The following is a 21,566-nucleotide window of genomic DNA, read 5'->3' on the forward strand; positions in this document are numbered from 1 at the left end:
TTAGGGCGCCTAGCCGTAGCGGGCGAAGATCCAATCCGCTCCCGGTGGTCGGCCGCACAACCCCTAAAGCGTCCTAGGATGACGGTGGTGTCGAGCGCCGCCATCTGAGGAACGGGTGCTCCAGCTCCTGCGGGTCGTAGTCGATGAGCCGTTTTATCTGGACGGAGTGTTCGAGCAGCTTGAGCACCTCCGTCGCCATCTCGCGCGAGTGGTCGTAGTTCAACACAGCCGCGGCGGTCTCGACACTGGCGTGGCTGAGGATCTCGGCGACGTCGGCCACCGGCAACGTGAGCAGCCGCTTGGCAACCACCCGCCACGTGATCTCGTCGACGACGACCGCGTCGTAGCGCACCAGCAGACGCAGCATCGCCGTCTCCCGCGCCGGGTCGAGGCTGCGGAGGATGGCCTCCAGCCACCACAGTCGCACGTCACGCAGGGCGGCTATCACGCCTGCCGCATCGGCCGGCGGCAGCCGGGCGAGCCGGGCCGCCGCCAGGTACTGCGTCAGACCAGCCACCGACCGGGCCATCTCCTTCTGCCCCGCGCTCGGCACCAGCGGCCGCGCCGCCGGTTGCCGCGCCGACTGCGGCGGGCGATCGGGCCAGTGTCGTGAGCGCCGAAGAGCGTCGGCGTCGTCAGTGCGGCCGGCGGCGTCGAGCAGGTCCGCGCCGATCGAGGCCGCACTCACCAGCAGGCGCTCCCGGGCGTCGGCGTCCAGAAGACTCACCTGGAGCAGCGCTACCGCCTCGTGCAACACCGCGAAAGCGTCCGCTGCGCGGACGCCGGCATCGCGGCACAGCCTGGCGAAGGCGAGCAGCGCCCGGCACAGGTCGACGCCGTGCCGGGCGACGCTGATCCGCGCGAGTCGCCGATAGATCGCGGTCGCCTGCTCCTGCCGGTCGATGGCGTCGGGCCACCGCTCGAGACCGGCCGCGACCTCGGCCTCGACCTGCAGGGCGTGGGCCAGGTCCCGGTCGTACGAGATGTCGACCGCGGCGAGTGGACGGAAGATCTTGACGGCACCGGCCGCGGCCCTGGCGGCGTCGGGGGACCGGCCGAGCGACTGCAGCGTCTTGGCGCGGCCGATCAGGGCAAGTGCGAACTCCGACTCGAGCCCGGCATCAGGGTCGGCCGCGACCTCACGCACCAGGGCGATGGCTTCGTCGAGCGCGCCCAACGAGTCGTCGTGGCGGTCGTCCTGTCGGAGCTGGTCGGCCTGGGCGATGAGCACGCGGATCAGCGTGAGCCGGTGGTGTCGACCGGTTCGCACGAGCTGGCGCAGCCGGACGATGGCCTCCGCGCGGGTCCGGAACGACGACCGATCACCCAGGCGCCACAACGCGAGGCTGAGGTCGCCCAAGCAGCTCGCGATGTCAGCGGACGCCGGCAGCACGCCCGCCACCGGGTCGGACCAGAGGGCGACCGCCTGGGACAGTGCCGCTACCGCCGGCTCCCAGTCGCCGGAGCGCACCTGCGCCCGGCCGAGGCTGCGCAGCGCGATCTCCAGCAGCGCTCCGTGAGCGGCGCGATCCGCCTCCGCCAGGCGATTGGCCGCCTCGAGCGCGCGGCCCAACAGGTCGATGCCATCCCGCACCCGGCCGGCGTCGAGCAGGCGCCAGCCCAACTTCTGCGAAAGCCTGGCCACCCGCAACGGATCGATCGACTGACCAGCCAGCTCGTCGGCGATCCGCTCGGTGATCGCGGCGACCCCGGCGTGCAGATCGGTCGTCGGATCGGTCGGCAGCGCCGACTCGATCGCCTCCAGCATCCGCAACGGCACGTAGGGCGCGGCGGCCAGGGCCGCCAAGGCGGCACTGCCTGCTTGCACGACGAGGCCGGGCCGGTCGTGCAGCAACGGCAGGATCTGGCGCTCGGCGAGGTGTGGCCATCGTCGTGCGGTCTCGATCAGCAGCGGCAACGCGGTGGCCCGGTTGCGAACGCTGTCCGCGATCAACGCCACGAACGCGGTGTTCGCCCACGCGTCGGATCGAAAACCGCGCACGGCGTGCCCGGGCGTCTGGAGCGCGACGAAGTCCTCGGCGAGGCGGTCCGGATACAGCGGCTCGAGCATGGTGGTCGGGTCGTGCGGCGGATAGCACATGGCATGGTCGTCCAGGACCTTCCCCGCGGCCGCGGCCTCGTCCACCACGGCGGTCGCCTTGAGCGCATCCACCGCCGCCGCGTAGTCGAGCGGCCGCGTCAGCGCGGCCAGGTAGGCCGCCCGCCCCATCACCCGCGGCGTCGACTCGACCCGTCGATCGTTGTCGTACATGTACTGCCAGTGGCTCTGTTCGCGTTCGAGCAGGTACGCGGACAGGTCGGCCGGGGTCGTGGGAGGTGTGTCGCCCCGCTTGGCCGCGAGCACCCCGGCGAGTGCCGCCATGTGGATCGACAACACCGAGCCTTGGACCTCTGGTCGTGGCAGGCTCGGGTCCGGCACGCCCAAGGTCCGCGCGAAGCAGGCGCTCGCGACGCGGTAGGCGTCGTCGGTGGCGTCGACCGGGTCGAGCTCCGCACTGTCCGCTTCCACTCCGAGCGCCTCCGCGAGCCGGTGCGTCAGCGCGTGCCACCAGTTGCCGAGGGGACGCGCCAACAACAGCACGCGCAGCGACCGGGCACCGTGCAGGCGGCGATCGAGCAACAGCGCCAACAGGTCGGACAGCGGCCACCGCTCCGCGTAGTCCACCAGCACGAACACGCGACCCGAAGTCGCCAGGGCGTTGCCCTGCTGCACCTCGATGGCTCGGACGGTCCCGTCACGGCTGTGCCGGGCCCGCAGCGTCACCCATCCGGCGGCCCGCGACAGTTCGGCGAACCGGTGCGCCAGGCGGGTCTTGCCCTGTCCGGCGCCACCGTGCACGAGCCGGACCGCGACCGCCGCGGCGTCGTCCCGCCACGCGGTCAGGTCCGCGATCTCCCGCTGCCGGCCCGTGAAGTCGACCACCTGGTTGCCCGCGTTCAGCAGGCGGCTCGGCTGTTCGTCGCTGTGGGGCAGGGCCACGTCGAACGACATCTCGTCGATGAAATGGGTGCCGATGCGCTGGTGTACGTGTAGATCACCGCCCTGGACCGCTGCGACCATTCCGGCGCCGCTGGCCACGTTGAGCTGGCGGCCGACCCGATCACTCCTCATGGCGTCGGTCCGGGTCACCGACGAACAGATCGCCGCCCTGGACTCCGTACACCGTTCCGTCTCCGGAAGCCTGGTTGATCTGGACCGGTGCTGGTGACGTGGACTCCGGGTCAGACGGTCGCTGGGAACGCTTGCGGATCGCCGCCACGAGACTCGCCACGCCGAAGAACGCTGTGAGGATCGTGCCCACCACGCTCGACAACTGGTCGGCGCCCGCCCGGCCGACCATGACGAGGAAGACGATCCAACCGGCGAGCACGACGACGCCGAGCACGGCCGCCAGCGACCACCACCGCCGCTTCATCCACTCATGATGGACGAGGTCCGCGCCAACCGCTACGAGTAGTGCTGGAGGCGTGGCCAGAGGGTGGGCCAGGGACTGGTCGGGTCGCGGCGGACGCGTACGTCGTTGTCCTGTTCCTCGTTCGGGATGTCGACGCCGTTGCCGAAACCCACCGCGACCACCACCGTCGGCGCCCTTGTCCTCCCGGATCGCGTCGGCCAATTCGAGCTGCGGCCAGCCGTGGGTGACCTGGTAGACCACGTTCGGCGAGCCGACCACCAGGGCGACCGCGACGCCCGCCCAGAGCCAGCGCGACGCGAACACCCGCCGCGAACCGACCGCGGCCAGCCCGACGCCGATCGCGACCAGCGTCAGCAGCACCAGGTGCTTGTTGTAGAGCCCGACGCCCACCCCCAGCCCCGCCGCCAGCCGGTTCGTCCACGCACCGACCGTAGCGGTCCGGTCGCCGCGGTGGGGTCCCCCAAAGAAGTCGGCGGATCGACCCATCCGGTGGCGCGGTGGTCTCGAAGCACTGATGTGACCGCCGAAACCGTGCTTGCCGGCCGTTATGTCCTCGACGAGGTCATCGGCACCGGAGGCATGGGACGGGTCTGGCGCGCGCACGACCCCGTCCTCGGGCGGGCCGTCGCGGTCAAGGAGGTGCTGGCGCAGCCGTGGCTGGGCGCCGACCGCTGGCAGCAGACCCTGCGGGAGGCCCGGGCCGCGTCGCGCCTGCGGCACCCGAACGTGGTCGCGATCCTCGACGTGATCCAGACGGACCGGCCATGGATCGTGATGGAGTACGTGCCGGGCCGCTCGCTGCACGAGGTGGTCGCCGAGCGCGGGCCGTTCGACCCGGACGAGACCGCGCGGCTCGGGCTGGAGATCCTGTCCGCTCTGGACGCCGCGCACCGGGCCGGCATCCTGCACCGCGACGTGAAGCCACAGAACATCCTGCTCGCGGACGACGGCCGGGTGGTGCTCACCGACTTCGGTCTCGCGGTCGCCGCCGAGGGCGGGGTGACGATTCCCAAGCAGGTCCTCGGGTCGCCGGACTTCGTCGCGCCCGAGTTCGCCCGCACCGGCGCGTCCACCGTGGAGTGCGACCTGTGGTCGCTGGGCGCGACCCTCTACGCGCTCGTGGAAGGCGCGGCTCCGTACCACCGACCGAGCGTCGTCGCGACGCTGACCGCGCTCGCCGCCGGTCCGCCCGACCCGCTGCGCCGCGCCGGGCCGCTCGCCCCCGTGATCCTGCGCCTGCTGGACCGCGACCCGGGCCGCCGCCCGAACGCCGTCGAGACGCGGCAATCGCTCGAAGCGGTCGCGGACGGCGAACCGCCCCGCCGTGCCCCGGCCCCCGGGTCGCGCGGACGGTTGGCGCGGGTGGGCCGTCGGCTGGCCGGGCAACACCGCTGGCGGGTCGTGCTGGCCGCCGCCGGCGCGCTGACGCTGGCCTCGGTGGGCACCGCCGCCGCGGTCGCCCTCCCGGCCGACGAGCCGGCGCCCGGCCCGCCTCCCGTACACGCATGCTTGAACGCCGCCCCGCAGCCCGGCGCCACCGCACCCAGCGGCGGCACCGGCGCTTTCGCGCTCCCGCCCGGTTGGCGCTGGCACACCGACCAGACCGGGTTCACCGTGGCCGTGCCCGCCACCTGGACGCGCTTCCAGGCCGGCGACGCGGTCTGCTTCCGGGACGCGATCGGCGTCCGGACCCTGGCGATCGACCCCGCCGTCACGCCCACCGCGGACCCCGCGGACCTCTGGCGTCAGGCGGAGCCGGACGTGGCCGGGCGCCCCGCGTACACGCGGCTGCGGATCGGCCCGGTGCGGGCCGCCGAGGGTGGCGCCGAATGGGAGTTCACCTGGTCAGGCAAGCACGCCCGGCGCGTCACCGTCACCACCGACGCCGGCCGGGCGTACGCGCTGTCCTGGTTCACCGACGACAAAGCATGGCCGCGCGACCAGGAGCTGTTCCGACTGGTCCTGAGCAGCTACCGAGGCGTCAGCTAGCGGTCGGGAAGTGCAGCGACGGCGCGGAGGAGGCCGCCGGGCCCGGCCAGCGCGACGTGACCGCCTTGGCCCGGGTGTAGAACGCCACCCCTTCCGGGCCGTGCACGTGGGTGTCGCCGAACAGCGAGTCCTTCCAGCCCCCGAACGAGTGGTACGCCATCGGGACCGGGATCGGCACGTTGACGCCGACCATGCCGGCGCGCACCCCGCGTTGGAATCGTCGCGCGGCCGCACCCGAGTCGGTGAAGATCGCCGCGCCGTTGCCGTACGGGTTCGCGTTCACCAGGTCCAGCGCCTCGTCGAGGGTGGCCACCCGCAGCACGACCAGCACCGGCCCGAAGATCTCCTCCCGGTAGACCGGCATGTCGGTGCCGACGTGGTCGAACAGGCACGGGCCGACGAAGAAACCGGGACCGTCGGCCAGGTTGCGGCCGTCCACGACCAGCTCGGCGCTGGACGAGTCCACAAGGGACAGGATGCGGTCCCGGGCCGCCGCCGTGACGACCGGTCCCATCTGGCTGGCCGGGTCGGCGCCCGGCCCGACGACGATCGCGCGCGCCTGCGCCGCCAGCCGTTCCACGAGCGGGTCGGCGGCGGCGCCGACGGCGACCACGGCCGAAATCGCCATGCAGCGCTGCCCCGCCGACCCGTACGCGGCCCCGGTGATCTGCCGCGCCGCGTCGTCGAGGTCCGCGTCCGGCAGTACCACCGCGTGGTTCTTCGCCCCGCCCAACGCCTGCACCCGCTTGCCGGCCGCAACCGCCCGCTGGTGCACGTAGCGGGCGACCGGCGTCGAGCCGACGAACGAGACGGCGGCGACGTCGGGGTGGTCGAGCAGCGCGTCGACGGCCACCTTGTCGCCGTGCACCACGTTGAAGACCCCGTCGGGCAGGCCGGCATCGGCATATAGGGACGCGATCAGGGACGACGCCGACGGGTCACGCTCGCTGGGCTTGAGCACGAACGTGTTGCCGGTCGCGATCGCCAGGGGATGCATCCACAGCGGCACCATCACCGGGAAGTTGAACGGGGTGATGCCGGCGCACACGCCCAGCGGCTGCCGGAACGTCCAGGCGTCGACGCCGGTCGAGGCCTGGTCGGTGTAGGCGCCCTTGAGCAGCGACGGGACACCGCAGGCGTAGTCGATCACCTCCCGGCCGCGGGTCACCTCGCCGCGGGCGTCGTCGAGGGTCTTGCCGTGCTCGGCGGTGACCAGCCGGGCAAGCTCCTCGGCGTGCCGGTCGACCAGGTCGCGCATGGCGAACATGACGGCGCTGCGCCGCGCGAGCGAGACCTCGCTCCACTCCACGAACGCCTTGCCGGCGGCCGCGACCGCGTCGTCCACGTCGGCGGCAGTCGCCGCGGCCACCCGCGCGGTCTCGACGCCGGTCGCCGGGTCGTAAACAGGCAGGGTCCGCGCCGAGGAGCGCCGGGTGCCGCCGATGACGTGCTCGATGGTGCGCAACAGAAAAACCCCTTACAGGTGAGAACGCTGGGCCTGCTTGGCCTTCTCGTACGCGGCCCGCGCCGCCTCGGTGCCGGACGTGCGCGCCACCTCGGCGACCGGCACGTCCCACCACGCCTCGGAGTCCGGTGCGTGCACCAGCGGGTCGGTCTCGATCTGGATGACGGTCGTGCGGTCAGCCGCCTGCGCCGTCGCCAGCGCCGCCCGCAGCCCGTCGAGGTCGGCCACGCTGACGGTGTGCGCGCCCAGGCTCGCCGCGTTCGCGGCCAGGTCGGTCGGCAGGTTGGCGCCGTCGCGGTCGCGGTACCAGGTGCCGAAGCGGTTGACGCCGACCGTCTCGGACAGGGCGCCGATCGAGGCGAAGCCGTGGTTGACCACCAGCACGACGATCAGCTTCACGCCCTCGGCGACCGCGGTCGCGAGCTCGCTCGACATCATCAGGTACGAGCCGTCGCCGACCAGCACGAACACGTCGCGGTCGGGTGCGGCGAGCTTGACCCCGAGGCCGCCGGCGATCTCGTAGCCCATGCAGGAGTAGCCGTACTCGACGTGGTACTGCTTCGGATCGCGGGGCCGCCACAGCTTGTGCAGGTCGCCGGGTATCGAACCGGCCGCGCAGACCACCACCCCCCGGTCGCCGGCGGCGTCGTTGACCGCGCCGATCACCGCGCTCTGGGCGGGCAGCGGCCGGTGGTCCAGGGCGTACGCCCGGTCGACGGTCTCGTTCCAGGCCGCGGTCAGCTGGGCCGCCCGCACCAGGTAGCCGTCGTCGACCTGCCAGTCGGCCAACGCCTCGTCCAGCGCCGTCAGGCCGGCCCGCGCATCGGCCACGAGGGACAGTCCACTGTGCTTGGCCGCGTCGAAGGACGCCACGTTGAGATTGACGAACCGCACCGAGGGGTCGGCGAACAGCGTGCGCGACGCGGTGGTGAAGTCCGAGTAGCGCGTCCCGATCCCGATCACCACGTCGGCCCGGGCCGCGAGCTCGTTGGCCGCCGTCGTGCCGGTGGCACCGATCGCGCCGACCGCCGACGGGTGGTCGTGATGCAGCGCGCCCTTGCCCGCCTGGGTCTCCGCGACCGGCACTCCGGTCCGCTCGGCGAACGCCGCCAGGGCCTCGGTGGCCTCGGAATAGATGACGCCGCCGCCGGCCACGATCAGCGGGCGGCGGGCCGACCGGATCGCGTCGGCGGCGCGGTCCAGCGCGGCCGGCTCCGGCACCGGGCGGGCCACGTGCCAGACCCGGGGCGCGAAGAACTCGTCGGGCCAGTCGTACGCCTCGGCCTGCACGTCCTGCGGCAGCGCCAGGGTCACCGCGCCGGTCTCCACCGGGTCGGTGAGCACCCGCATCGCCCGCAGCGCCGCCTCCACGAGCTGCTCGGGGCGGTTGACCCGGTCGAAGTAGCGGGACACCGGGCGCAGGCAGTCGTTGACCGACACGTCACCGGCGTACGGGACCTCGAGCTGTTGCAGCACCGGATCGGCGACCCGGGTGGCGAAGGTGTCGCCGGGCAGCAGCAGGACCGGCAGCCGGTTGATGGTCGCCCCAGCCGCACCCGTGACCATGTTGGTCGCGCCCGGCCCGACGGAGGTGGTGCAGGCGTACGTGGACAGCCGGTTGGTCATCCGGGCGTACGCCGCCGCCGAGTGCACCATCGCCTGCTCGTTGCGGGCCAGGTGGTACGGCATCGTCTCGGCGTACTCCCGCAGGGCCTGGCCCATCCCGGCCAGGTTGCCGTGCCCGAAGATGCCGAAGGTGCCGGCGAAGAACCGGTGGCGCACGCCGTCGCGTTCGGTCTCCTGCGCGGTGAGGAACCGGACCAGGGCCTGCGCCACCGTGAGTCGGGTCGTCATGCGGGCCTCCCGTAGAACGGAACGCGGGGATCGGTCGGCTGGTCCGCCCAGGTGTCGCGGATCCAGGCGTGCGCGGGGTCGTCGCGGAACCGCCAGGCCCGGTCGGAGCCGGGCCCGGCCATCACGTTGAGGTAGTAGAGGTCGTAGCCGGGCGCCGCCATCGACGGGCCGTGCCAGCCGTGCGGCACGAGCACGACGTCGCCGGTGCGCACCTCGGCCAGCACGTCGATCGGGCGGTCCGGCGTGCTGCCGTAGACCCGCTGGTAGCCGGGGCCGCCGCTGGCGACCTCGAAGTAGTAGATCTCCTCGAGCGCGGTCTCGTCGGGCCGGTGCTCGTCGTGCTTGTGCGGCGGGTAGCTCGACCAGTTGCCGCCGGGCGTGAGCACCTCGACCACGATCAGCTTCCGGCACTCGAACGACGCCGCGTCGGCGAGGTTGTTGACCTGGCGGGTGGCCACGCCGGCACCGCGCACCTCGACGGGCACGTCGGCGGCGGGGCGGTAGCGCACCGGGAGACCCGGCTCGGCGGCGGCGGACGCGACCGCGAACCGACCACCGGCCTCGCTGGCCAGGCTTACGTCCGCGCCGGGCGGCAGGTAGCACAGGTCGGTGGCCGCGGTGAAGACGTCGGGCCGGCCGTGCAGGGTCAGGTCGACGCCGGCACAGCTCACCTCGGCGGCGCCGGCCAGCGGCACCACCACCATCTCGCGGCCGCCGGTGTGCCAGGTCGTCGACTCACCGGGCGCAAGCGTGACGATCCGCAGCCCCGTGTGCCGCCAGGCCGCGCCGTCGGGGGCCACCTCTGTGCACTGTGGTCGGTGCCAGCTCGCGCTCACAGCAGGCTCACCGCCGTGTCCACCGCGGTCGCCACGTCGTCGTCGGGCGGGTAGAGCAGGGTCCGGCCGACCACGAGCCCGCGTACGGTCGGCAGTCGCAACGCCTTCTGCCAGGCGGCGTAGGTCTCGTCCGGCGCCTCGCCCGGGTCGCCGCCGAGCAGCAGCGCCGGCAGCGTGCTGGCGGCCAGCACCCGCTCCATGTCCGCGACGACCGGGACCTTGAGCCAGGTGTACGCGGACGTGCGGCCGAGCGCCTGCGCGACGGCGATCGACCGGATCACCGCGTCCGGCGAGAGGTCGTTGACGGCCTTGCCGGCCTCGTCGCGGCGTACCCAGAAGGGCTCGACCATCGCCATCAGCCGGTGCGCGGCCAGCGCGCTGACCGCCTCGGCGCAGCCCTGCAGGACGTCGGCGCTGGCCCGGTCGGTCGGGTCGATCCGCAGCAGCATCTTGCCGCCGTCGAGGTGACCGGCGGCCAGCGCGTCGGCGTCGTACGCGGTGAACCGGTCGTCGATCTCGAACGCGGTCCCGGGTATCCCGCCGCGGTTCATCGAGCCGATCACCACCTTGCCGTCGAGCCCGTCGAGCAGCAGCAGGTCCTCGATCACGTCGGGGGTCGCCAGCACGCCGTCGACGCCGGGGCGCGACAGCGCGACCTGGAGGCGGTCGAGCAGGTCGAGCCGGTCGGCCATCGCCATGCCGCGCTTGCCGACGCCGAGGTTCCCGCGGGCCGGGTGGTCGGCGGCGATCAGCATCAGCCGGCCCCGGTCGCCCAGCAGCGGGCGGCGGCGCCGGGCCGCGGCGGTGGCCGCCAGCCGTTCCGGCTCCTCCGCGCGGGTCCGCACCAGCTCCCGCAACGCTTCCTCACGCATGGGTCGTCACCAGTTCCTCCACCTCGGCGGACGTCGGCATGTCGGGCGCACAGGCGAGCCGGCCGGCGACCAGCGCGCCGGCCGCGTTGGCGAACGCCAGCACCCCGGCGAGCGGCCAGCCGGCCAGCAGGCCGTGGCACAGGGCGCCGCCGAACGCGTCGCCGGCGCCGAGCCCGTTGACCACGTCGACCTTCACCGGCGGCACCCGGACCGCCTCGGTCGCGCTGACCGCGAGCACGCCGTCGCCGCCGAGCTTGACGACGGCGATCTCGACTCCCATGGCGCGCAGGGCCGCCGCGGCCCGCTCCGGGTCGCGCTCCCCGGTGGCGACCGCGCACTCCTCCTGGTTGCCGACCGCGACCGTGACCAAGGGCAGGGCTTCGCGGTACGCGGCGCCGGCGGTTGCCTCGTCCGGCCAGAACTGGGCGCGGTAGTCGAGGTCCAAGATGGTCAGTGGAGCCCGGTCGCGGGCGCGCAGCGCGGCCAGGTGCGCGGCGCGACTCGGCTCGGCCGACAGGCCGGTGCCCGTCAGCCAGAGCACGCCGGCCGCGCGCAGGGCGCCGAGGTCCAGGTCTTCGGCAGAGACCCGCAGGTCGGGTGCGGTCGGATACCGGTAGAAGTAGATCGGGAAGTGATCCGGCGGGAAGATCTCGCAGAACGTGACCGGGGTCGGCAGGTCCGGCACGGTCGCCACCCAGCGGTCGTCGACGCCGTAGCCGCGCAGCTCGACGTGCAGGTAGTCGCCGAACGGGTCCTGGCCGGTGCCGCTGACGAGCGCGACCCGCCGGCCGTGCCGGGCGGCCGCGACCGCGACGTTGGCGGCGGTGCCGCCGAGCGACTTGGCGAACGTCCGCACGGCCCCGAGCGGCACGCCGATCTGCTCGGGGTAGAGGTCGACACCGAGCCGCCCGACCGCGACGACGTCAAAACTCGTCATGCGCTCACCTTTCGCAGGTGTTCGAGGCTCCGGCGGACGTCGAGCACGGGGCCCTTCCCCGCCGGCGGGTCCTCGTCCAGCATCGTGTCCTGCTCCAAGACGTACCACCCGGAGTAGCCGTTGGCGGTCAAGGTGGTGACGATGCCGGCCACGTCGACGTCGCCGTCGCCCAGCGGCCGGTACATCCCGGCCCGGACCGCGTCGGTGTAGCTGACCTCGCCGGAGCGCACCCGCGCCGCCCACGCCGCGTCGACGTCCTTGAGGTGGACGTGCGCGACCCGGCCCGGCACCTCGCGGGCCAGCGCCGCCGGGTCGGTGCCGCCGGCCAGGAGGTGGCCGGTGTCCAGGCAGAGCTTGATCTCCGAGCCGTCCAGCACCCGGCGCACCTCGTCCTCACGCTCGACCATCGTGCCGACGTGCGGGTGCAGCGTGGCCAGGACGCCGCGATCGGTGGCCGCGGCGGCGATCCGGTCCAGGTTGGTCAGCAGCGTGCGCCAGCCGTCGGCGTCGAGCGCGGGCCGGGCGTCGTAGCCGTCGGTGCCGGTCGCGGCGGCCAGCACGAGCGCGCCTTCCCAGGTCGCGAGGCCGGGCAGCAGCGCGGGCAGCGGGTCGTGGGCAGGGTCGTGCAGCACCACGGGTACGAAGCCGCCGGCCACCTCGAGGTCGTGCCGGCGCAGCAGCGCGGCCCGGTCGGCCGGCAGATAGCCGTCGGGGCCGAGCTCGGTGGCGGCCAGCCCGAGCGCGGACATCTCGCCGAGCACCCGCTCGGCGGGCAGCACGTGACCCCAGCCGGGCACCTCGCAGACGCCCCAGGAGATCGGTGCCCCAGCGACCCGGATCATGCGGCCACCTCCGCGATCCGCACCGGACGGCCTTCGCGGCGGGACAGGTCGGCCGCCTCGGCGACCAGCAGAGCGGCCAGCGCGTCCTCGCCCGGGCAGGTGTTCGGCCCGCCGCCCGCGACGAGCGCGCAGAAGGCGACGAGCTCGGCGACGTACGCGTCGCGGAACCGTTCGCCGAAGCCGGCGTACGGCGCGCCGGTGGCGAACGGCGGCAGCGGCGCGTGCTCGTCGAGGCCTGCGGCCAGCGAACCGGCGGAGCCGTGCGCCTCCAGACGCACGTCGTAGCCGGCGCCGTTGTAGCGGGTCGCGGTGCAGACGGCCAGGGTGCCGTCGTCGAGGGTCAGGGTGGCGACGGCGGTGTCCACGTCGCCGTGCTCGGCGAAGAACGCGTCGCCGCGGTTGGCCCCGGTCGCGGACACCTCGACGACCTCGCGGCCGGTGACGAACCGGACGGCGTCGAAGTCGTGCACCGCGCAGTCGCGGAAGATCCCGCCGGAGGTGGCGACGTAGCCGGGTGGCGGTGGTGCCGGGTCGTGGGTGGCGGAGCGCACCAGGTGCACGGTGCCGAGCGTGCCGCCGGCGATCGCGTCGCGGACGGCCACGATGCCGGCGTCGTGCCGGCGCTGGAAGCCGACCTGCAGCGGCACCCCGGCGGCGCGCACCGCGGCGAGCGCCGACCGGGTGCCGGCGACGTCGGGCGCCACGGGCTTCTCGCAGAAGACCGGGAGCCCGGCCTCGGCGGCGTACGTGACGAGCGCCCGATGGGTCGAGGTGGGTGTGCTGACCACGACCGCGTCGACGCCGGCCGCGCGCAGGTCGGTCAGGCTGTCGGCCGTCTCGGCGCCGACCTTCTCCGCCAGCACCCGGGCCAGGTCCCGGTCGACGTCGGTGATCACCAACCCGGTCACGGGCGGCAACGAAGCCAGCGTGGAAGCGTGCAGGGCGCCGATGCGTCCCGCACCGATGAGTCCGATGCGCATGTCAGGAAGTCTGCTTGGGGTCCCGAACTCATGTCAAGCGTTTGTCATGACATACTGACGTTCAAACGACCGTTGCCGGTAGCCCTATCATGAGGTCCCCCGAGCGCTCGAGGAGTCCGACGTGGACGGCATCGCCAGCCTCATCACCATCGACAGGTTCAGCCCCGTGCCGCTGTACTTCCAGGTGGCGACGAGCCTCGAGGACCTGATCGAGTCCGGCCGGCTGCCCGCCGGCTCCCGCCTCGACACCGAGGTGATGCTCGCCGACCGGCTCGGGCTGTCCCGGCCCACCATGCGCCAGGCCATCGCGCACCTGGTCGACAAGGGGCTCGTGGTGCGCAAGCGCGGCGTCGGCACCCAGGTCGTGCACAGCGCGGTGCGCCGCAAGGTCGAGCTGACGAGCCTCAACGACGACCTGCGCCGGGCCCAGCGGTCACCGCGCACCGAGGTGCTGGCCTTCTCGGTCGCACCCGCCCCCGAGCACATCGCGGTCGCCCTGCACCTGGAGCCCGGCGCCGACGTCATCACCACCCAACGGCTGCGGTACGCCGAGGACGAGCCGCTCGCGCTCATGCACAACTACCTGCCCGCCGGCGTCGCACCCGGGCTGACCGCCGAGCAGCTCGGCGAGCAGGGCCTCTACCAGGTGCTGCGCACCCACGGCGTACAACTGCGGATCGCCGACCAGACGATCGGCGCGCGCCGCGCCACCGCGGCCGAGGCCCGCCTGCTCGGCGAGAGCCGCGGCGCACCCCTACTGACCATGCAGCGCACCGCGTACGACCACGCGGGCCGCGCGATCGAGTACGGCTCACACGTCTACCGCGCGGACCGCTACTCCTTCGAGGTGTCCCTCGTCGCCCGCTGACGCCTCGTCTGGGGCAGATGTCCGCTTCGAAAAACCGCTGTCACACATCGCCGGGCTGTCTGGTCGAAGTGGTGGCGGTGCTCCACGGTGCCGCGCAGACTGACCCGAGGGGTAAAAACAGATGAAGATCGTGGTTATCGGCGGAACCGGCCTGATCGGCTCGCAGGTGGTGGCCCGGCTGGAGCAGGCGGGGCACGAGGCGGTGGCGGCGTCGCCGTCCAGCGGCGTCAACACGCTGACCGGTGAGGGGCTCACCGAGGTGCTGACCGGCGCCGACGTGCTCGTGGACGTGGCCAACTCGCCCTCGTTCGCGCCCGACGACGTGCTCAAGTTCTTCACGACGGCGACGAACAACCTGGTCACCGCCATGAAGGCGACCGGGGTCGGGCACTACGTCGCCCTGTCGGTCGTCGGTTCCGACCGCAGCCCGCAGAGCACGTACCTGCCTGCGAAGGTCGCCCAGGAGAAGCTGATCCGCGACTCCGGCCTGCCGTACACGGTCGTGCGCGCCACGCAGTTCTTCGAGTTCCTCGGCGCGATCGCCGACTCGGCGACCCAGGACGGCAAGGTGCACATGGCGCCGGTCGCCTTCCAGCCGATCGCGTCCGCCGATGTCGCGAAGGCGGTCGCGGACGCGGCGGTCGCGGCACCGGTCAACGGCGCCGTCGAGGTGGCCGGACCGGACCGCGGCACGTTCGACGCGATCATCCGGCAGGTGCTCGCGGCCAAGGGCGACACGCGCGAGGTCGTCTCCGACCCCGCGGCGCCGTACTTCGGCCAGGTCATGAACGACGAGACGATCGTCCCGATCGGCGACTACCACAAGGGTGCGACGAAGCTCGCAGACTGGCTCGCCGCCCACGCCGGAAAGTAGAGCGGGGCTAGGGTTGTCGGGTGACCGGCACTGACGTCACGGGCGAAGACCTGGACCAGTTCGAGGCGGTACGCGGGCGGCTGTTCGGCATCGCGTACCGGATGCTCGGTTCGGTCAGTGACGCCGAGGACGTCGTCCAGGAAGCCTGGATGCGGTGGCAGAACACCGATCGCCGGAAGGTCGACAACCCAGCCGCTTTCCTCACCACCACGACCACCCGCCTCGCCATCAACGCGGTGACCAGTGCCCGGGCGAGGCGGGAGACGTACGTGGGTCCGTGGCTGCCCGAGCCCGTCGACACCCGGGCGGACCCGTCGCTGGGCGCGGAACGGGCCGAGGCGCTGGAGATGGGCGCGCTGCTGCTGCTGGAACGGCTTCCGGCGCCGGAGCGGGCCGCGTACGTGCTGCGCGAGGCGTTCGGTTACCCGCACAAGGACGTGGCGGAGGTGCTGGAGACCAGCGAGGCCAACGCCCGCCAGCTGGTGACCCGGGCGCGGCGGCACCTGGCCAGCGACCGGGCCGCGCCGGTCGACCGCGCCCAGCACCGCCGCTTCGTCGACCGCTTCCTGGCCGCGTCCCGCAACGGCGACATCGCTGCCTTCGAACAGCTGCTCACCAGCGACGTGATCGCCCGCAACGACGGCGGCGGCAAGGTGCACGCGGCCCGCAAGGACGTGATCGGTGCCGACCGGGTGGCGAACCTGCTCGACAACGTGCTGCGCAAGTACTGGCAGACGTCGACGTTCCGCGAGGTCGAGGTGAACGGCGACGCGGGCGTGCTGGTGTCGCACGCCGACGGGACGCCCGAGGCGCTGATCGCGATGACCACGTCGGCGCGGGGCATCGAGGAGCTCTACATCATCGCCAACCCCGACAAGCTCCGCCACCGGTTCAGCTGAGCTCTCTTCCCAGCCTGGCCAGCGGCGAGCAGGCCATCACCATGGGTGAGAGCAACATCCCGGCGCCCGTCACGGTGAGCGCGGTGCGCAGGCCGACGTGCGTCGCGAGCACGCCACCGAGCAGCGAGCCCAGCGGCGTCATGCCCATGCCGGCGAAGGTGATGGTCGCGGCCACCCGGCCCTGCAGGCCGTCGGGGGTCAACGCCTGCCGGACGGCCTGCGTCGTGACGTTGACGAGCTGCCCGAACACCCCGAAGACCAGATTGACCACCACGAGCGCGGGTACGGTCACTGCCGCCGGGCCGTGCAGCGCGGGCACCGACAACAGCACCCCGTCGCCGATCGCGGCCCCGGACACCAGCACGAAGCCGTGGCCGAGCCGCCGCGGCAGCCGGGCGGCAAGCAGGGACCCGACCACGGCGCCCGGCCCGGTCGCCGCGAGCACCAGCCCGATCGCGGCGGCCGACAGGTGCAGCTCGCGCGGCAGGAACAACAGGTAGGCCGTCATCGTGGCGGAGAAGCAGAACTGGAACGCGGCCGACGCCAGGCACAACGCCCGGAGCGCACCGTCACGGGCGACGAACCGGAGTCCATCATGGACCTGCCGCCACAGCGGACCTGGCGCGCGTGGCGATGGCGCCACCTTCCGGATGCGGCGGATCGTCAGCAACGACACCACGAAGAAAACCCCGCTGGACGCGGCGGCCAGCGGCGCCGAGAGCACGGACACCAGCGCGCCGCCGAGTGCGGGACCGGCGATCTGGGCACCGGACCGGCTGCCCTCCAGCGCGCTGTTGGCCTCGGTCAGCCGGTCGCGGCCGACGAGCCGGACCACGGACGCCTGGTAGGCGACGTCGAAGAACACCGACATGGCCCCGACCGCGAAGGCGACCGCCAGCAGCGCGGGCAGGCCGAGGCCGCCGAGGTAGGCGGCGACGACGGCGGCGGCCAGGGCGACGGCCCGGCCGAGGTCGGCGAGCACCATGACGGTGCGACCACGCCACCGGTCGACCCAGGCGCCGGCCAGGAGCGGAAGCAACAGCAACGGCGCCTGCCCGACGGCCCGAAGCACCCCGAGCTGGTCCGGCGCGGCCCCGAGAGTGAGCACGGCGACCAGCGGCAACACCACCAGGGCGGCCTGCTCGCCGAGCTGGGACGCGGTCTGCCCAACCCAGAGGAAGCGGAAGTCACGGTCGTTACGCAGGGACGGCAAAGGAGAACCCCTTGAGCTGAAGGGCTCGCAGTGCCGCACTGATCAGAGCAGCACGCGAAGCGGACCGGCCGACAATCGGCCTGGAACGTCAGCGCGTGCGCGAGAAGCCGGGCATGGCCCGCACGCTACAGCAGGAACCCGCCCGCCCGCGTCGACCCGGTAGCCGGCTGCTGCGGAACAGGTCGGTCAGGTCCGTCAGTAGCCCAACTCCCGCTGGTAGACGTTGCGCAGCTCGCGGCCGTCGAGGTAGCGCCGCAGGTTTTCGCAGAACAGGTCGGTGATGGCCGCGTTCTCGGTGTCCACCGTGGACGCCGAGTGCGGCGAGACGAGCACGTTGGGCAGGTCCCACAAGGGCGATTCGGCCGGCAGTGGCTCGGTCGCGAACACGTCGAGCGCGGCGCCGGCCAGCGCGCCGCCGCGCAGCGCCGCGACGAGGGCGGTCTCGTCGAGGAGTTGGCCCCGGCCGATGTTGACGACGATCGCGCCGGGCTTGAGCTTGGCGATCCGCTCCGCCGAGAGCAGCCCGTCGGTCAACTCCGTCAGCGGCGTGCAGAGCACCAGCACGTCGGTCCAGCGCAACAGGTCGTCGAGCTCGTCGGTGGAGTGCACGCTGGCGGCGGCGTCGACCGGGTAGTCACGGCCCGGGCGGCCGACGGCGAGCACCCGGGTGCCGAGGGCGGCGAAGCTGGCCACCACCTGGCGGCCGATCCCGCCGAGCCCGACCACGGTGACGGTGCGCCCGGCCAGCCGGCTGGTGGTGTAGCGCTGCCAGCGGTGCGCGGCCTGCTGCGCCGCCAGGTGCGGCACGCCCTTGACGAAGTGCAGGGCACCCAGCACCGCGAACTCGGCGAGCGGGACGGCGTGGATGCCGGCCGCGGTGGTGAAGGTCAGGCCGGTGCGGTCCAGCCCGGTACGCTGGACGAAGCCGCCGATGCCGGCGCTGGTCGCCTGGACCCAGCGCAGCCCGGGCGCGCGGGCCGGCAGGTCGGCGGGCGCCTGCCAGTCGAAGTCGAACGACACGTCGGCGCCGGCGAGGGCCCGCTCCCAGCGGTCCTGCTGGGCCGGGCTGAGCTCGCGCGGGGTGCCGGTGTGGTCGCAGACGTAGCGCGGCACCGGCACGATGTCCGGCTCGTAGCTGACGTCGATCCTCGGGTCCACATCGACGATGCGTTGGACCAGATCTGGTTCGAGGTAGGTGGCGATCAGAACGCCGAGCCGCGCGGACATGATCAGGACCGTAGCGTCGCCACGCCCTACGAAGACGCGGTACGAGGCAGCGAAGCGATCTGGCCGTAGAAGTTGCGGATCTCGGCGACCACCCGGTCGAAGTCATCGAGATCGATGGGCTTCGTGACGTACGCGTTCGCGTGTGACCGGTAGCTGGCCATAATGTCCGGGGTCGCCGCGGAGGTCGTGAAGACGATCGCCGGGATCGACCGCAGGTCGTCGTCGTGCTTGATCTGGTCGAGCACCTGCCGCCCGTCGACCCGCGGCATGTTGAGGTCGAGCAGGATCAGGTCGGGCCGCGGCGCGTCCGCGAACCCGTTCTCGCGCCGCAGGAAGGCCAGAGCGTCGGCGCCGTCGGCCACGTGATGCAGCCTGCTGGAGACGCTGTGGTCCGCGAAGGCGTTCTCCACGAGCGCGAGGTCGCCAAGGTCGTCCTCGACCACGAGCACCTGGAGCAACGACTGGTCACTGGCCATGATCGGCCCTTCGTTCGGTGGTACACGACGCTAACGGCCGAGCCGATGCCGACATGGTTGCACGACCGCAAGCGGACCACCACTATCCCCCGGCGTGCTCGCACGCACCGCACGGACGAGGCACCCGGCGTCGGCCGAGACTGTAGGGACCGTCCTGCGCCGGGGCGGAACGCTTTACCCCGGCCAGTACATCGAGACGACGTACGGCTCGGGAACATTTTGGCTCATCATGCAGCTCGACACGAACCTCGTTCTGTACAAGGGCTCCCCGAGCCACAACACGGCCAAGGTCTGCTGGGCCTCGAACACCGCCGGGCGAGGGTGGAACTCGACGTACGCGATCTATCAGAGCGACGGAAACTTCGTCGTGTACACCTTCAGCGGTGTTCCGATCTGGGACAGCAACTCGGTGGGCATCGGAGGCACCACCGTCGACATCAACTACCTCGGCCAGTGGCATGTCGGCTACAAGCAGATGACCTTCGGCACCTGCTGATCCCGCGTCGGTCTCGGGCGCAGCTCCGTCAGTGCGATGCCATCAGGGGCGGCCGTCAACTCGTGGTGTGGGGTGACGCGAGCAGGCTGGTCCGGGCCGTGCAGGGCGAACGGCGTGAGCTCGGAGGTGGCGTCGCCCGACCCGGCCAGGTCGAGGTCGGTGAGGTGCCGAAAGCTGACCAGCTCGAAAAGCCCGCCGAGGTCTCGACCTGGTACGCGGGAGTCGCCTCTTCCGGATATTCCTGCTCCCACAGGCCCGGCCACACCGGACCAGGCAGACCTGCCTCGTCGGCCCGCACCACATAGCAACGCAGCCCGTCGCGCTGCTGATGCTCGAGCGTCAGGAACCCTTCCGGGCCTGCCACGTCGCCATCGTCGGGCACGACCGCGTACGCACTACCGCTAGGCTGCCGCGCATGACGAGCCGGGTGGGAGACATCGTGATCGACTCTGCGGACCCGGAGCTGCTCGCGAGCTTCTGGGCCGGCGTCCTCGGCTACCGGATCTTCGCCCGCGACGACACCGGCGTAGCCATCCGCGGCGCCACCGTCAGCCCCGACATCCTGTTCATCCGCGTGCCCGAGGCCAAGTCGACCAAGAACCGGCTGCACTTCGACGTCTGCCCCACGGACGGCGACCAGGCCGAGGAGCTGGCGCGGCTGCTCGCCCTCGGCGCCCGTCGCTCCGCCATCCAGGGCGGCGGCTCCTGGGTGGTCCTGGAGGACCCGGAAGGCAACGAGTTCTGCCTCATGGCCAAGCGCATCCCCGCCGAACCCGAGCCCTTCCACGCACCCTGACCGGCACCGCGACGATCGCCGTTGGTCAGCGGGTGGCGTTGGCGTTCAGCAGGGCCGCGATCGCTTCCGTGAGGCGCTGGGCGTACGGGAGGTTGAGGGACTCGTCCGGGGCGTGCATGTTCGACTCCGTCGACGCCGCTCCTGTCACCACGAACTGGGCGTCGGGGTAGCGGCGGCCCAGTAGCTCGATGAACGGGATGCCGCCGCCCAGGCCGATTCCCGCCGGTGGGCGGCCGAAGACCTCGTCGCCGATCGTGGCCAGCGCCGACTCCAGCCACGGGGCCATGCTCGGGGCGTTCCAGCCGTCGATCAACATCAGGTCGGTCACCTCGACGATCGCATCGTACGGGACGGACGTGGTCAGTGCCCGCGTGACGGCGTCAGCCGCGTCGGCGGAACGGACCGTCGGGGGCAGTCGCAGGGCCAGCCGGACCGCGACGCTGCCGTGCTGGAGGACCGACGCGCCTTCGGTCGGCGGCAGGCCGGTCAGGCCGATGACCGTCATGGTCGGACGCCACGTGTTGTTGAGGATCAGTTCCGTGTCGCTGTCGTCGGCCGCACGCGAGCGCAGCGGGAAGCGCGCGGCGACCTGCGGGTGCAGTGCGGCCAGCGTCGCCGCCTCGGTGCGGCGTTCCGGCGGGATGGGCGCGTTCAGTTCGGGCAGGACGAAGGCGCCCGTGGCGCTGTCCTCGATGCGGTCGAGCAGCTGCCGCAGAACGCGGAAGGGCTCGGGCAGGATGCCGCCCGCGATCCCCGAGTGGACGGCCGCGTCGGCGACCGTGACCGTGACCGTCGCGACCAGGGCGCCGCGGAGGCTCGTGGTCAGCCAGAGGCGGTCGGTGTCGGCGATGCCGGAGTCCAGGCCGACGACCAGGGAGACGTCGGCGAGGCTGTCGGCGAGGTCGTCGAGGTACGCGGGCAGGTCGGGACTGCCGGACTCCTCGGCGGTCTCCAGCAGCACGACGACGCGGCCGTGGGAGCCGCCGGCCGCGCGCAGGGCGGAGACCGCCGCCAGCGCCGCGTAGCCGGAGTAGCCGTCGTCGACGGCGCCGCGCCCGTACAGGCGGTCGCCCCGGATCACCGGCTGCCACGGACCGAGACCGTCGGACCAGTCGCCGAGCGGCGGCTGCTTGTCGAGATGACCGTAGATCAGCGTGGTGCCGTCGCCGCCGGACGGCGGGATCTCGATGACCAGCAACGGGGAGCGGCCGTCGGCCTCGACGACATCGGCGCGCAGGCCGGGCAGGCCGATGCGCAGGGCCCAGTCACGCATGTGGTCGGCGGCCGCGCGGAGCTGCCCGTGCTCGCTCCAGAGGCGGTCGTAGGCCGGGGACACCGCCGGAATCTCGATCAACCCGGACAGGCTCGGCAGCACGTCGTCGGCCCACTGGCGAGCGACCGCGGCCCGCACCTTCTCGAAGTTCACTCTGATCACCGTATTCCGGTCGACGGACGGAAGGCGAGGGGGCGTGTGACAGCACACGCCCGAGGAACAGCGACCACAC

At 72.6% G+C, this 21,566-nt stretch carries 20 protein-coding genes; 6 read left to right on the top strand and 14 right to left on the bottom strand.

The window, feature by feature from the left end; all coding sequences use genetic code 11:
- Positions 1-73: 73 nt before the first annotated feature.
- Together CHC05_RS31490 and CHC05_RS31495 are read right to left on the bottom strand one after the other, a co-directional pair.
- Positions 74-3,133 (bottom strand): hypothetical protein, encoded by a 3,060-nt coding sequence (locus tag CHC05_RS31490; RefSeq protein WP_144022863.1) that lies wholly within the window; start codon positions 3,131-3,133, stop codon positions 74-76.
- Positions 3,123-3,923 carry a glycosyltransferase family protein gene (locus CHC05_RS31495; RefSeq protein WP_089254264.1) on the bottom strand — a complete coding sequence of 267 codons (801 nt, stop codon included), beginning with the start codon at positions 3,921-3,923 and terminating at the stop codon, positions 3,123-3,125. The genes CHC05_RS31490 and CHC05_RS31495 overlap by 11 nt, the downstream gene beginning before the upstream one ends.
- A 30-nt stretch (positions 3,924-3,953) precedes the next feature.
- On the opposite strand from CHC05_RS31495, the gene CHC05_RS31500 reads away from it, so the two are divergent.
- Positions 3,954-5,426: a serine/threonine-protein kinase gene (locus tag CHC05_RS31500; RefSeq protein WP_089254265.1), complete on the top strand. Its 1,473-nt coding sequence runs from the start codon at positions 3,954-3,956 to the stop codon at positions 5,424-5,426.
- Here CHC05_RS31500 and CHC05_RS31505 read toward each other — a convergent pair.
- From CHC05_RS31505 to CHC05_RS31535, 7 genes are read right to left on the bottom strand one after another with little or no spacing between them, the layout of a single operon-like run.
- Positions 5,419-6,891, bottom strand: a complete 1,473-nt coding sequence (locus CHC05_RS31505; RefSeq protein WP_179266468.1) for a CoA-acylating methylmalonate-semialdehyde dehydrogenase — start codon at positions 6,889-6,891, stop codon at positions 5,419-5,421. The two genes, CHC05_RS31500 and CHC05_RS31505, sit on opposite strands and share 8 nt — an antisense overlap.
- 12 nt (positions 6,892-6,903) lie before the next feature.
- Positions 6,904-8,745 carry a 3D-(3,5/4)-trihydroxycyclohexane-1,2-dione acylhydrolase (decyclizing) gene (iolD, locus tag CHC05_RS31510; RefSeq protein WP_089254267.1) on the bottom strand — a complete coding sequence of 614 codons (1,842 nt, stop codon included), beginning with the start codon at positions 8,743-8,745 and terminating at the stop codon, positions 6,904-6,906.
- Entirely contained in the window at positions 8,742-9,545 is an 804-nt protein-coding gene (gene iolB, locus CHC05_RS31515; protein WP_245871307.1) for a 5-deoxy-glucuronate isomerase, read from the bottom strand. The genes iolD and iolB overlap by 4 nt, the downstream gene beginning before the upstream one ends.
- A 32-nt stretch (positions 9,546-9,577) precedes the next feature.
- Positions 9,578-10,453 (bottom strand): Cgl0159 family (beta/alpha)8-fold protein, encoded by an 876-nt coding sequence (locus CHC05_RS31520; protein WP_089254269.1) that lies wholly within the window; start codon positions 10,451-10,453, stop codon positions 9,578-9,580.
- Complete coding sequence (gene iolC, locus CHC05_RS31525; RefSeq protein ID WP_089254270.1) at positions 10,446-11,390, bottom strand: 5-dehydro-2-deoxygluconokinase; 945 nt, start codon at positions 11,388-11,390, stop codon at positions 10,446-10,448. The genes CHC05_RS31520 and iolC overlap by 8 nt, the downstream gene beginning before the upstream one ends.
- Positions 11,387-12,232, bottom strand: a complete 846-nt coding sequence (locus CHC05_RS31530) for a TIM barrel protein (protein WP_089254271.1) — start codon at positions 12,230-12,232, stop codon at positions 11,387-11,389. The genes iolC and CHC05_RS31530 overlap by 4 nt, the downstream gene beginning before the upstream one ends.
- Positions 12,229-13,212: a Gfo/Idh/MocA family protein gene (locus tag CHC05_RS31535; protein ID WP_089254272.1), complete on the bottom strand. Its 984-nt coding sequence runs from the start codon at positions 13,210-13,212 to the stop codon at positions 12,229-12,231. Before CHC05_RS31535 ends, CHC05_RS31530 begins: the two co-directional genes overlap by 4 nt.
- Positions 13,213-13,333: 121 nt before the next feature.
- Here CHC05_RS31535 and CHC05_RS31540 point away from each other — a divergent pair, with 121 nt between their 5' ends.
- The 3 genes from CHC05_RS31540 (at position 13,334) to CHC05_RS31550 (ending at position 15,853) form a co-directional block, all read left to right on the top strand.
- Complete coding sequence (locus CHC05_RS31540; RefSeq protein WP_089254273.1) at positions 13,334-14,080, top strand: GntR family transcriptional regulator; 747 nt, start codon at positions 13,334-13,336, stop codon at positions 14,078-14,080.
- A 121-nt stretch (positions 14,081-14,201) separates the two neighbouring features.
- Positions 14,202-14,954 (top strand): SDR family oxidoreductase, encoded by a 753-nt coding sequence (locus CHC05_RS31545; RefSeq protein ID WP_089254274.1) that lies wholly within the window; start codon positions 14,202-14,204, stop codon positions 14,952-14,954.
- Positions 14,955-14,974: 20 nt separating this feature from the next.
- Positions 14,975-15,853 (top strand): RNA polymerase sigma-70 factor, encoded by an 879-nt coding sequence (locus CHC05_RS31550; RefSeq protein WP_089254275.1) that lies wholly within the window; start codon positions 14,975-14,977, stop codon positions 15,851-15,853.
- On the opposite strand, the gene CHC05_RS31555 is transcribed toward CHC05_RS31550, so the two are convergent.
- From CHC05_RS31555 to CHC05_RS31565, 3 genes are all read right to left on the bottom strand, one after another.
- Positions 15,846-17,066: an MFS transporter gene (locus tag CHC05_RS31555; protein ID WP_245871308.1), complete on the bottom strand. Its 1,221-nt coding sequence runs from the start codon at positions 17,064-17,066 to the stop codon at positions 15,846-15,848. The genes CHC05_RS31550 and CHC05_RS31555 overlap by 8 nt on opposite strands.
- Before the next feature lie 195 nt (positions 17,067-17,261).
- Entirely contained in the window at positions 17,262-18,293 is a 1,032-nt protein-coding gene (locus CHC05_RS31560) for a D-2-hydroxyacid dehydrogenase (protein WP_179266469.1), read from the bottom strand.
- A gap of 26 nt (positions 18,294-18,319) precedes the next feature.
- Positions 18,320-18,769, bottom strand: a complete 450-nt coding sequence (locus CHC05_RS31565; RefSeq protein ID WP_089254277.1) for a response regulator — start codon at positions 18,767-18,769, stop codon at positions 18,320-18,322.
- 229 nt (positions 18,770-18,998) lie between these two features.
- Here CHC05_RS31565 and CHC05_RS31570 point away from each other — a divergent pair, with 229 nt between their 5' ends.
- Positions 18,999-19,265 carry a hypothetical protein gene (locus CHC05_RS31570; protein ID WP_089254278.1) on the top strand — a complete coding sequence of 89 codons (267 nt, stop codon included), beginning with the start codon at positions 18,999-19,001 and terminating at the stop codon, positions 19,263-19,265.
- Between the two features lie 55 nt (positions 19,266-19,320).
- Here CHC05_RS31570 and CHC05_RS41775 read toward each other — a convergent pair whose 3' ends face one another.
- Positions 19,321-19,629 carry a hypothetical protein gene (locus CHC05_RS41775; protein ID WP_179266470.1) on the bottom strand — a complete coding sequence of 103 codons (309 nt, stop codon included), beginning with the start codon at positions 19,627-19,629 and terminating at the stop codon, positions 19,321-19,323.
- 51 nt (positions 19,630-19,680) lie between these two features.
- Between CHC05_RS41775 and CHC05_RS31575 the strand changes: the two genes are divergently transcribed.
- The gene (locus CHC05_RS31575; protein WP_089254279.1) at positions 19,681-20,061 is read left to right on the top strand and encodes a VOC family protein; all 381 of its coding nucleotides are present in this window, start codon (positions 19,681-19,683) and stop codon (positions 20,059-20,061) included.
- 25 nt (positions 20,062-20,086) lie between these two features.
- Here CHC05_RS31575 and CHC05_RS31580 read toward each other — a convergent pair whose 3' ends face one another.
- Complete coding sequence (locus tag CHC05_RS31580) at positions 20,087-21,487, bottom strand: M20/M25/M40 family metallo-hydrolase (protein WP_218824743.1); 1,401 nt, start codon at positions 21,485-21,487, stop codon at positions 20,087-20,089.
- Positions 21,488-21,566 lie beyond the last annotated feature (79 nt).

The sequence above is a fragment of the Asanoa hainanensis genome, from assembly GCF_900188485.1.
GTDB lineage: Bacteria > Actinomycetota > Actinomycetes > Mycobacteriales > Micromonosporaceae > Asanoa > Asanoa hainanensis.